General features: G+C 71.1%; 2 protein-coding genes. Both read right to left on the bottom strand.

All coding sequences use genetic code 11. The features are described 5' to 3' along the window. Positions 1-11 precede the first annotated feature (11 nt). Positions 12-647 (bottom strand): hypothetical protein, encoded by a 636-nt coding sequence (locus tag F4553_RS26055; RefSeq protein WP_184840197.1) that lies wholly within the window; start codon positions 645-647, stop codon positions 12-14. Positions 648-724: 77 nt separating this feature from the next. Continuing rightward, positions 725-12214, bottom strand: coding sequence for an isopeptide-forming domain-containing fimbrial protein (locus F4553_RS26050; RefSeq protein ID WP_184840195.1), 11490 nt, complete (start codon positions 12212-12214; stop codon positions 725-727). Positions 12215-12356 lie beyond the last annotated feature (142 nt).

Below are 12356 nucleotides of genomic sequence, written 5' to 3'. Positions count from 1 at the left end.
CGAAGGTGGCGTCAGGCCAGCGTCGCAGGCCGCTGCCACAGTCGACGGCGACGCATGAGCACCACTCCGCCGGCGAGGCCCGCGAGCGCGACACCGAGTGCGGTCCAGCCGAACGGGAAGCCGCCGACCGACATGTCGTCGGAGTCCGAGTCGCAGATCATCGGCCGGGTCTTGCCGTCCGGCAGTACGCAGGCGGTGGTGGTGAGCACCCGCTTGTCGTTCGCCGCGCCGACGGCACCCTGCACCTCGATGGTGACCTCACCGCGGGCCGGCAGGTGGCGTACCCACTGAAGTTCGTTGGTGTGCACGTCGCCGATGGTGGAGTCGTTGCGCCGGGTCGGCGCCGGGTCGGCATCGCCGGCCTGGAGCGACGCGGGCAGCATCTGGGCGATGAGCGCGGCGGGATAGTCCACGTCGGAGTCGTTGCGCACGGTGATCCGGTAGACCGAGCGGCTGTGCGCGTCGACGCTCTCCACGCCGTTGTCGATCCGGACGGTGACCGCGACCGGCGCCTTCGCCGCGGCCGGGGTGACGGCGGCGGACGGCGCGGCCTGCGGCAGCGGCGCGGCGGGCTGAGCCGCCGCCATCGCCGGCAGGCCGACACCTGCTCCGATCGCCACAGCGACCAATGCGACTCTCTGGAACATGACTGACTCCCCCATGACTGGGCCGGACGCCGCCGACCGGGCTGGTCGACGGCGTCCGGCAACTGCTCCGGCGTTGGTCAAACGATCGGATCCGCCGTGCGGCGCCGCCGGGTGAACCAGACGATCAGCGTTCCCATCAGCACTACCGTCGCACCGACCAGCGCGATCAGCCGCTCGTCCACCCGGCTGCCCGTCACCGGGATGTCCTCCGATGCCACGACGAGCGGCACCCGGTCCACGTTGTTGACGAGCGTCGTCTCGGCGGTCGCGGTCGACACCCGGGCGACGTCGATCAGGTCCGAGCCTTCGCCCTGATAGCCGGAGTCGAGCCGGGACCGCAGGGTGAACTGCGCGCTGCTGCTCGCCGCGAGCTCGATCACCATCGTTCGGGCCGCGGCACCGCGCCCGCCGAGGCTCACCACGCTCTGCCCGCTCGCCACCGACATCGAGTCGATCGTCGGGCAGGTCACGTCCTGGCCGCTCGCCGTGCACCCCTGCGGCGACGAGACGAACTGCACCGCCGACGGCAGCACGTTGGTGACCACGATGTCCCGGGCGACGGAGGGCCCGTTGTTGCGGATCGACATCACGTAATCGAAGCTGCCGCCCGGCCGGAGCCCGCCCGAGGGGAGCACCGCCCGGAGGGTGATCTGCAGGTCCGCCAGCGGCGCCGCGGTCCCGGCCGAGGGGCCGGCGCCCGGGCTCGGGTTGCTGTTGTTCGACGGCGACGGATCAGCGGTGTCGGAGCCCGCGACCGCGATGTTGCCCAGGTCGGAGCCGTCCCCGGTGTACCCCGCGTCGAGCCGGACGGTGAACCGCCACGCCTTCGCCACGCCCGGACGCAGCGTCGCCTGTGGACCGCAGGTGACGGTCTGACCGGCCGCGGTGCAGCCGTCAGCCGACGAGACGAAGGTCAGCGCGGTCGGCAGCGGATCGACCGCCTTCGCGTTGACCGCCGTCGACGGCCCGCTGTTCGTCACGGTGATGCGGTAGTCGAACGTCGTACCCGGCACCACCGGCGCGGTGTTGAGCGCGACCTTGTCGGTGGCGAGGTCAGCGGACGGCGACGCGACGCCGCGGTCCGAAGGACCACTCGACGGGTACGCCGGACTCGGGTTGCCGTTGTTCGACGGCGACGGATCGGGGTTGTCGCTGCCGGCCACGGCGATGTTGCCCAGGTCGGAACCGTCCCCCGTGTAACCGGCGTCGAGGCGGACCGTGAAGGTCCACGACTTCGACGCCCCGTTGGCGAGGGTCGGCTCCGGACCGCAGGTGACCGTCTGGCCGGATGCCGTGCAGCCGTCGACCGAGGAGACGAAGAGCAGCGGCGTCGGCAGCGGGTCGGTGGCCGTGGCGTTCGACGCTTCGGCCGGACCGTTGTTGGAGACGGTGACCCGGTAGTCGAAGGTCGTCCCCGGCGTCACCGGGGCACTGTTCAGCGCCACCTTTTCGGTGGAGAGATCCGTCAGGGGCTTCCCGATCGGACCGGACGGTCCGACACCGGGCGACGGGTTGCTGTTGTTCGACGGCGACGGATCCGCCGTGTCCGAACCCGCGACCGCGATGTTGCCCAGGTCGGAACCGTCCCCGGTGTAACCGTCGTCCAGGCGGACGGTGAAGGTCCACGACCTCGACGCCGCGTTGGCGAGCGTCGCCTCCGGACCGCACGTCACCGTCTGACCGGCCGCCGTGCAGCCGTCGACCGACGAGACGAAGGTCAGCGCGGTCGGCAGCGGGTCCACCGCCTTGGCGTTGACCGCCGTCGACGGGCCGTTGTTCGTCACCGTGACCTGGTAGTCGAAGGTCATGCCCGGCGAGACCGGTCCGCTGTTGAGCGCGACCTTGGTGGTGGCGAGGTCCGCCGACGGCGACGCGACGCCGCTGGAAGGGCCGGCACCGGGGCTCGGGTTGCTGTTGTTCGACGGCGACGGGTCCGCCGTGTCGGAGCCCACGACCGCGATGTTGCCCAGGTCGGAGCCGTCCCCGGTGTAGCCCGCGTCGAGGCGGACCGTGAAGGTCCACGACTTCGACGCCCCGTTGGCGAGGGTCGCCTCCGGACCGCAGCTCACCGTCTGACCAGCCGCCGTGCAACCGTCCGCCGACGAGACGAAGGTCAGCGCGGTCGGCAGCGGGTCGGTCGCCTTGGCGTTCACCGCCGTCGACGGGCCGTTGTTGGTGACCGTGACCCGGTAGTCGAAGGTGGTGCCCGGCGTCACCGGTGCCGTGTTGAGCGCGACCTTCGCGGTGGCGAGGTCGGCCGAGCCCGACGCGACGCCGCCGGACGGGCCGACGCCCGGGCTCGGGTTGCCGTTGTTGGACGGCGACGGATCGGCGGTGTCGGAGCCCGCGACCGCGATGTTGCCCAGGTCGCTGCCGTCACCGGTGTAACCGGCGTCGAGGCGAACGGTGAAGGTCCACGACGTGTCCGCCCCCGGGGCCAGGATGATCGTCGGCCCGCAGGTGACGACCTGGCCTGCTGCCGTGCAGCCGTCCGCCGAGGAGACGAAGGTCAGCTCGGTCGGCAGCGGGTCGGTCGCCCTCGCGTTGACGGCGACCGACGGACCGTTGTTGGTGACGGTGATCTGGTAATCGAAGGTCGTCCCCGGCGTCACCGGAGCGGCGTTGAGCGCGACCTTCGCGGTGCTGAGGTCGGCCGACGGGGAAGCCGCACCCCCGCCGAGCGGTCCGGGCGAGGGCGGGGCCGGCAGGTTGGCGTTGTCGGACGGCGACGGATCCGCGGTGTCCGAGCCCGCGGCCGCGACGTTGCCCAGGTCGGAGCCGTCCCCGGTGTAGCCCGCGTCGAGCTTCACGATGAAGGTCCACGACTTCGCCGCCCCGCTCGCGAGGGTGGCCTCGGGTCCGCAGGTGACCGTCTGGCCGGCGGCGGTGCAGCCGTCCGGGGACGCGATGAAGGTCAGCGGCGTCGGCAGCGGGTCGGTCGCTTTCACGTTGACCGCCGTCGACGGGCCGTTGTTCGTCACCGTCACCCGATAGGCGAAGGTCGTCCCCGGCGTGACCAGGATGGGGTTCAACGCGACCTTCGCCGTCGTCAGGTCCGCCGACGGTGATGCCACGCCCGCCGACGGGCCGACGCCTGGGCTCGGGTTGCTGTCGTTCGACGGCGACGGATCGGCGGTGTCCGAGCCCGCGACCGCGATATTGCCCAGGTCGGAGCCGTCCCCGGTGTAACCCGCGTCCAGCTTGACCGTGAAGGTCCACGACACCGACGCACCGTTGGCGAGGGTCGCCTCGGGGCCGCAGGTCACCGTCTGGCCGACCGCCGTGCAGCCGTCCACGGAGGAGACGAAGGTCAGCGGCGTCGGCAGCGGGTCGGTCGCCTTCGCGTTCACCGCCGCCGACGGACCGTTGTTCGTCACGGTGATCTGGTAGTCGAATGTCGTACCGGGCGTCACCGGGGCGCCGTCCAGGGCGATCTTGGCGGTGGCGAGGTCCGCCGACGGCGAGGCGACGCCGCCCGAGGGACCTACGCCTGGGCTCGGGTTGCCGTTGTTCGACGGCGACGGATCCGCCGTGTCGGAGCCCGCGACCGCGATGTTGCCCAGGTCGGAGCCGTCCCCGGTGTAGCCGGCATCCAGGCGAACCGTGAAGGTCCACGACACCGACGCACCGTTGGCGAGGGTCGCCTCCGGGCCGCAGGTCACGGTCTGACCGGCCGCTGTGCAACCGTCCGCCGACGAGACGAAGGTCAGCGCGGTCGGCAGCGGGTCGGTCGCCTTGGCGTTCACGGCCGTGGACGGACCGTTGTTGGTGACCGTGATCTGGTAGTCGAAGGTCGTGCCCGGGGTCACCGGGACGCTGTTCAACGCGACCTTCGCCGTGGCGAGGTCCGCCGACGGCGAGGCGACGCCGCCCGAGGGACCGACGCCGGGGCTCGGGTTGCCGTTGTTGGACGGCGACGGATCAGCGGTGTCCGAGCCCGCGACCGCGATGTTGCCCAGGTCAGAGCCGTCCCCGGTGTAACCGGCGTCCAGGCGAACCGTGAAGATCCACGACTTCGCCATCCCGCTGCCGAGAGCCGCCTCCGGACCGCAGGTCACCGTCTGACCGGCGGCCGTGCACCCGTCGACGGAGGAGACGAAGAGCAGCGGCGTCGGCAACGGATCGGTCGCCTTCGCGTTGAGAGCGGTCGACGGACCGTTGTTGGTGACCGTGATCTGGTAGTCGAAGGTCGTGCCGGGAGTGACCGGAGCACTGTTCAACGCGACCTTGTCGGTGACGAGATCCGCCGAGGGCGACGCGACACCGCCGGAGGGCATCGCGGACGGGTTGGCATTGTTGGACGGCGAGGGATCGGCGGTGTCCGCATCGCCGACCGCGACGTTGCCGAGGTCGCTGCCGTCACCGGTGTAACCCGCGTCGAGCTTGACGGTGAAGGTCCACGACGTCGACGCGCCCACGGCGAGCGTGGCGACCGGCCCGCAGGAGACCGTCTGACCGGCGGCGGTGCAGCCGTCGACCGAGGAGACGAAGGCCAGCGGGGTCGGCAGCGGATCCGTCGCCGTCACGGCGGAGGCGGCGGACGGGCCGTTGTTGGTGACCGTCACCTGGTAGTCGAAGGTGGTGCCCGGCGTCACCGGTCCGCTGTTGAGCGCCACCTTGGTGGTGGCGAGGTCCGCCGACGGGGACGCGACGCCGCCCGAGGGGCCGACACCGGGGCTGGGGTTGCCGTTGTTGGACGGCGACGGATCAGCGGTGTCCGAGCCCGCGACCGCGATGTTGCCCAGGTCGGAACCGTCCCCCGTGTAGCCCGCGTCAAGCCGGACGGTGAAGGTCCACGACCTCGACGCGCCGTTGGCGAGCAGCGCCTCCGGGCCGCAGGTCACGGTCTGACCGGCCGCCGTGCAACCGTCCGCCGACGAGACGAAGGTCAGCGCGGTCGGCAGCGGGTCGGCCGCCTTGGCGTTCACCGCCGACGACGGTCCGCTGTTGGTGACCGTGATCTGGTAATCGAACGTGGTGCCCGGCGTCACCGGAGCGCTGTTCAACGCGACCTTCGCCGTGGCGAGGTCCGCCGAGGGGGAGGCCACTCCCCCGGACGGGCCGACGCCCGGGCTCGGGTTGGCGTTGTTCGACGGCGACGGATCCGCGGTGTCGGAGCCCGCGACCGCGATGTTGCCCAGGTCGGAGCCGTCCCCGGTGTAACCGGCATCCAGGCGAACCGTGAAGGTCCACGACTTCGCCGCGCCGACGGCCAGCGTCATCGGCGGTCCGCAGGTGACGAGCTGGCCGGTCGCGAGGCATCCGTCCGCCGATGTCTCGAAGGTCAGCGGCAGGGGCAGCGAGTCGGTCGCCGTCACCCCGACCGCCTGGGACGGACCGTTGTTGGTGACGGTGATCTGGTAGTCGAAGGTCGTGCCGGGAGTGACCGGAGCACTGTTCAGCGCCACCTTGCCGGTGGCGAGGTCCGCCGACGGCGACGCGACACCGCCCGAAGGCTTCGCGGACGGGTTGGCGTTGTTGGAGGGCGACGGGTCGGCGGTGGTCGAACCCGCGACCGCCACGTTGCCCAGGTCAGAGCCGTCCCCGGTGTAGCCCGCGTCGAGCTGCACCGTGAAGGTCCACGACGTCGACGCGCCCACGGCGAGCGTGGCGACCGGCCCGCAGGAGACCACCTGACCGGCGGCCGTGCAACCGTCGGCCGAGGAGACGAAGGTCAGGGCGGTCGGCAGCGGGTCCGTAGCCCGCACGGCGGCAGCCACCGACGGGCCGTTGTTCGTCACCGTGATCCGGTAGTCGAAGGTCGTGCCCGGTACGACCGGCGCGGTGTTGAGCGCCACCTTCGCCGTCACGAGATCCGCGGCTGCCGAGGCGATCGCGCCGGACGGCTTCGCCGACGGGTTGGCGTTGTTGGACGGCGACGGATCCGCCGTCGTAGAGCCGGCCACGGCGATGTTGCCCAGGTCAGAGCCGTCCCCGGGGTAACCCGCGTCGAGCTTCACCACGAACGTCCACGACTTCGACGCCCCGACCGCGAGGGTCGCCTGCGGACCGCAGGTCACCGTCTGACCGGCGGCCGTGCACCCGTCGGCCGAGGAGACGAAGGTCAGCGGCGTCGGCAGCGGGTCCGTCGCCTTCACCGCGACCGCCGTCGACGGACCGTTGTTCGTGATCGTCACCTGGTAACTGAAGGTCGTCCCGGGGGTCACCGGCGCCGTATTGAGCGCCTGCTTCGCCATGACTAGATCCGCCGACGGCGAAGCCACGGCACCGGACGGCTTCGCTGACGGGTTGGCGTTGTTGGACGGCGACGGATCCGGGGTGTCGCTCTGCCCGACCGCGACGTTGCCGAGGTCACTGCCGTCACCCGTGTAGCCCGCGTCGAGCTTGACGACGAAGGTCCAGACCTTCGACGCGCCCACGGCGAGCGTGGCGATGGGTCCACAGGTGACGGTCTGACCGGCGGCGGTGCACCCGTCGATCGAGGATACGAAGGTCAGCGGCGTCGGGAGTGGATCTGTCGCCCGGACGGTACGCGCGACGGACGGCCCGTTGTTGGTGACCGTGATCTGGTAGCTGAACGTCGTGCCCGGGGTCACCGGAGCCGTGTTGAGCGCCTGCTTCGCGGTGACGAGATCGGCCGACGGCAGGGCGATGGCACCGGACGGCTTCGCCGACGGGTTGGCGTTGTTGGACGGCGACGGATCCGCCGTCGTCGAACTGGCCACGGCGATGTTGCCCAGGTCGGAGCCGTCACCGGTGTAACCCGCGTCGAGCTTCACCACGAACGTCCACGACTTCGACGCACCCACCGCGAGGGTAGCCTGCGGACCGCAGGTCACCGTCTGACCAGCCGCCGTGCACCCGTCGACCGACGAGACGAAGGTCAGCGGCGTCGGCAGCGGGTCCGTCGCCTTCACCGCGACCGCCGTCGACGGACCGTTGTTCGTGATCGTCACCTGATAGCTGAAGGTCGTCCCCGGCGTCACCGGCGCCGCGTTCAGCGCCTGCTTCGCCATGACGAGATCCGCCGACGGCGAAGCCACGGCACCGGACGGCTTCGCCGACGGGTTCGCGTTGTTGGACGGCGACGGATCCGCCGTCGTCGAACCGGCCACCGCCACGTTGCCCAGGTCGGACCCGTCCCCGGTGTAACCAGCGTCGAGCTTCACCACGAACGTCCACGACTTCGACGCACCCACCGCAAGCGTCGCCTGCGGACCGCAGGTCACCGTCTGACCGGCCGCCGTGCAACCGTCGGCAGAGGAGACGAAGGTCAGCGGCGTCGGCAGCGCGTCGGTCGCCTTGACCCCGGCCGCCGTCGACGGACCGTTGTTCGTGATCGTGAGCTGATAACTGAAGGTCGTCCCCGGGGTCACCGGGGCCGCGTTCAGGGCCCGCTTCGCCATGACGAGGTCCGCCGACGGGGAGCCGACGGCACCGGACGGCTTCGCCGACGGGTTCGCGTTGTTGGACGGCGACGGATCCGCCGTCGTGGAGCTCACCACCGCCACGTTGCCCAGGTCGGACCCGTCACCGGTGTAGCCCGCGTCGAGCTTGACCACGAACGTCCACGACTTCGACGCACCCACCGCGAGCGTCGCCTGCGGACCGCAGGTCACCGTCTGACCGGCCGCCGTGCACCCGTCGGCCGAGGAGACGAAGGTCAGCGGCGTCGGCAGCGGGTCGGTCGCCTTCACCGCGGCAGCCACCGAGGGACCGTTGTTCGTGACGGTGATCTGGTAGCTGAACGGCGTACCCGGAGTGACCGGGGTTGAATTGAGGGCTTTTTTGGCCGTGACCAGGTCGGCCGAGGGTGACGTGACACCGCCGGAGGGCTTGGCGGACGCGTTGGTGTTGTTGGAGGGCGACGGGTCGGCGGTCGTGGAGCTCGCGACCGCGACGTTGCCCAGATCGGAGCCGTCGCCGGTGTAACCCGCGTCGAGGCGGACCGTGAAGCGCCAGACCTTCGCGGCGCCCGCCGCGAGGGTGGCGACCGGTCCGCAGGTCACCGTCTGACCGGCGGCCGTGCAGCCGTCGACCGAGGAGACGAAGGCGAGCGCGGTCGGCAGCGGATCCGTCGCCTTCACCGCGGCCGCGGTCGACGGGCCGTTGTTGGTGATCGTGATCTGGTAGTCGAAGGTGGTGCCCGGCGTGACCGGAGCGGTGTTCAGCGCGGTCTTCGCCGTGACCAGGTCCGCCTTCGGCGAGCCGATCGCCCCGGACGGCTTCGCCGAGGGGTTGGCGTTGTTGGAGGGCGACGGGTCCGCGGTGTCGCTCTGCGCGACCGCGATGTTGCCCAGGTCCGAGCCGTCACCGGTATACCCGGCGTCGAGCCGCACGGTGAAGGTCCAGGTCTTCGCGGCACCGAAGTCGAGGGTGGCCTGCGGACCGCAGGTGACCGTCTGACCGGCGGCGGTGCAGCCGTCGACCGACGACACGAAGCTCAGCGCGGTCGGCAGCGGGTCGACCGCCTTGACGTTGCGCGCCACCGACGGGCCGTTGTTGGTGATCGTCACCTGGTAGTCGAAGGTCCCGCCCGGGGTCACGGGCGCCGCGTTGACCGCACGCTTCGCCATGACGAGGTCGGCCTTGCCCGTCACCGGTCCCGAGGGCTTCGCCGACGGGTTGGCGTTGTTGGAGGGCGACGGGTCCGCGGTGTCCGACCGCGCGACCGCGATGTTGCCCAGGTCGGAGCCGTCCCCGCTGTACGCCGCGTCGAGCCGCACGGTGAACCGCCACGTCTTGCTCGCCGCCGCGGCCAGCGTGGCGAGCGGACCGCAGGAGACTACCTGCCCGACCGCCGTGCAGCCGTCCACGGAGGAGACGAAGGAGAACGGTGTCGGCAGGGTGTCGGTCGTCGAGACGTTCTTCGCTAGCGCGGGACCGTTGTTCGTCACCGCGATCTGGTAGTCGAAGGTGGTGCCGGGCGCGACCGGCACCGGGTTCAGCGCGGTCTTCGTCGTCTGCAGGTCGGCGGCGGCCACCGCCACGGTGGCCACGGCGGGGGTGGAGTTCAGCGGCGGCTGCACCCCGTAGGGCACCCACTGGCCGCGGGCCTGGTTGGTGATGGAGGATCCGGCGGCGAGCCCGGCGTTGACCGTCACCTGGAAGGTGACCTTCCAGACCTCGCCGACCTTGACGTTGCCGCCACCGGTCGGGGTCAGGGGGTCGCCGATCGCGACCTTCAGGTTGGTGCCGGAGATGCCGTTGGCGTCGGTCACCGCCGTGGTCACGGCGGCCGGGTTGATCATCTTGATCGAGCCGGGGACGAAGGTCGTCCCGGCCGGGACGACATCGGTGATGAAGCTGTTCAGGGTCTCGCTGGCACCGGGGTTGGTGACCGAGACGGTGTAGGTCAGCGTGTCACCGGGCTGGGCGGGCGTGGTCGGCGCCACGGTCTTGGTGGCGGTGAGGCAGCCCGGCGTACCGAAGGCGATGCCGTCGAGCAGGTTGCCGAGGGCGGGGTTGCCACCCGTGGCCGAGACGGAGACGAAGGCGAACCGCGTCGTGGTCTGCCCGGCGGGGATGATGTAGCTGCCCCGGTGCTGCCCCCAGGCGGTGTTGCCGTCGGAGATGTTGGGGCCCGACGCGCCCGTGGGGGTCTGGTCGACGAGGGGACCGGCGGGGGGACCGATCTGCACCTTCATCACATCGGTGCCCTGCCGGCCCCGGTGCCACAGCGACCAGGTCATCGGGGCGCCGGGCACGGTCGCCACATCCTGGTAGAGCGTGGAGACCTGGAAGGCGTTGAGCTCGGCGAACTGCGCGCCCTGCCCCGGCGCCGGCGGGGTCGCGTTGGGCGGGCTGCGCCACAGCTCGATGAAGTTGTCGGTCGCCGTCGTCTCCCAGCCGGGCACGGTGTCCTCCGGCAGCTGGGTGCTGGCGACGGCGATGACCGGGCTCTCGAAGCTCCCGTTCGCCAGGTTGACGGGGGTGTAACCGCAGACGTTCGGCGGCGCGGTGATCTGCAGGGGGTAGTCCTCGACCTCGCCGGAGTCGGCCATGCCGGTCGGGAGATTGGTCTGGGTGGCGTTGTAGCCGATGCGGAAGCGCGCCCAGGTGTTGCCCGCCGAGATGTTGGCGCCCGCGGGCACGGTCCAGGTCAGCGGCACGGTCCCGGTGGCACCGGCCGACACGGCCGCCGTCGCCGCCTCGCCCGCGTCGGCGAAGTCGAGATCACGATTGAAGTCGATGAATCCGGCCAGCGTCGTCGCGCCCGAGCCGCCTTTCACGGGCACATTCACCGTGTACGCCGACCCGCCGCTCGTCGTCGACAGCGCCCCGAAGGCGGGGTTGGCGTCGTTGGCGTCGGCCTCGTTGAGGCAGGCCGTCGTGCTGCCCGTCGCGGGCAGGTCGGCCGTCGTGTCGGCGCCGAGGAAGGCGTCGGAGACGACGTGCGAGGCCGCTCCATAGGGCGACGGCGCGTTGGAGCAGTCCTCGTCCACGGTGAATTTGATGCTGCCGTTGCCGGCGTAGCCGGTGGAGGTGTTGCCGCTGGCGACCGGGGTCCGGATGATGTCGACGTTGAAGTTGGCCCGGGTGATCGTGCCGGTCAGCTCGATGGTGCCGCAGCCGGCGGGGTCGGTGCCGGGCCGGGTCGAGCCGGTGGTGTCGCAGGCGCCGTTCGTGCCGCCGTAATCGACCGGCGTGGAGTTGATCACGGCCTGGGTGGCGCCGACGGTCCAGTTGGTGAAGCCCGAGACCCTCGTCATCGTGGGCGCGGCGGGCAGGCCGCCGGTGAGGCTGATCTTCGGGGCGAAGGTGTCGTAGTCCGAGGAGCCGATCGCGCCGTACCAGCCGCGGATCTGCATCCGCGGGTTGCGCACCGGTCGGGAGAGCGTGACCGAGTAGCCGCCGATGTTCTGGTAGGTGTTGCGGGCGGCGTTGTTGAGCGTGAAGTTGAGCTGGTTGGCCTGGCCGTCGTCCCAGACCCCGGTGGGGCTGTAGGAGCCGCCCGCAGTGGCGGTCCCGGTGTTGGTCGCCACCGCGACACCGCCGGTCGTGCCGTTGTTGGTGGTGCCGATCGTCGCGGTGAGCCCGGAGGGGAAGGTCTCCACGCTCGCGGTCGTCGCGTTGGGCCGCTGGAAGCGCGGCAGCTTGCCGGTCGCGGTCGGTGCGGCGGACGGCGTCGCGACGGGCTTCGGGTTCGGAACAGCTTTGACCGCGGTGCAGGAGGCGCTGTCGGTGGTGAACTCCTCGGTGAGCTTCCCGTCCCCGAGCTTGCCCACCCGGACCTTGTAGGTCACATCCACAGTGGCCCCGGGCGCGAGGTCGCCGCGCCAGTGCAGGACTCCGGCGCGGACCCGCACCGATCCCTGCTCGGCCTTGGCCCGGCCGATCAGCGACCCGTCGTCGAGCACCCCGGCGAGGTCGGCATCGACCGTGACCTGCCGCAGCCTGGTGGCTCCCCGATTGGTCACCAGGAACGAGCGGTGCACGGTCTTGCCGACCCTCGCCGGTCCGGTGCGCAGCGACGCGACCGTGAGGCCGGGAACCCCCGCTGCGCAGTCCACGGTCGGCGCCGCGAGGGCGCTGCCGGGGAACCCCGCCAACGCCACTCCGGCCACCAGCCCGATGACGGTCCCCGTTCGCAGCAACGCGCGCACGGTCCGAAAGTTGCTTTCTCGCATGCGTGTTCCCCCGTGCTGAGCAGGTGACCGGCTCGCACTCAAAGAGCGCGAACGTAACGGACCCTAGCTATCACCTTGGGTAATTGATCGCTGACACGCTGTACGCATTGCCATAACT

The sequence above is a fragment of the Allocatelliglobosispora scoriae genome, from assembly GCF_014204945.1.
Taxonomy (GTDB): domain Bacteria; phylum Actinomycetota; class Actinomycetes; order Mycobacteriales; family Micromonosporaceae; genus Allocatelliglobosispora; species Allocatelliglobosispora scoriae.
This window is presented reverse-complemented; position numbering and strand designations above follow the sequence as displayed.

Coding starts and splice junctions, on each gene's coding strand:
- F4553_RS26055 (WP_184840197.1), bottom strand. CDS start 647: ATGTTCCAGAGAGTCGCATTGGTCGCTGTGGCGATCGGAGCAGGTGTC.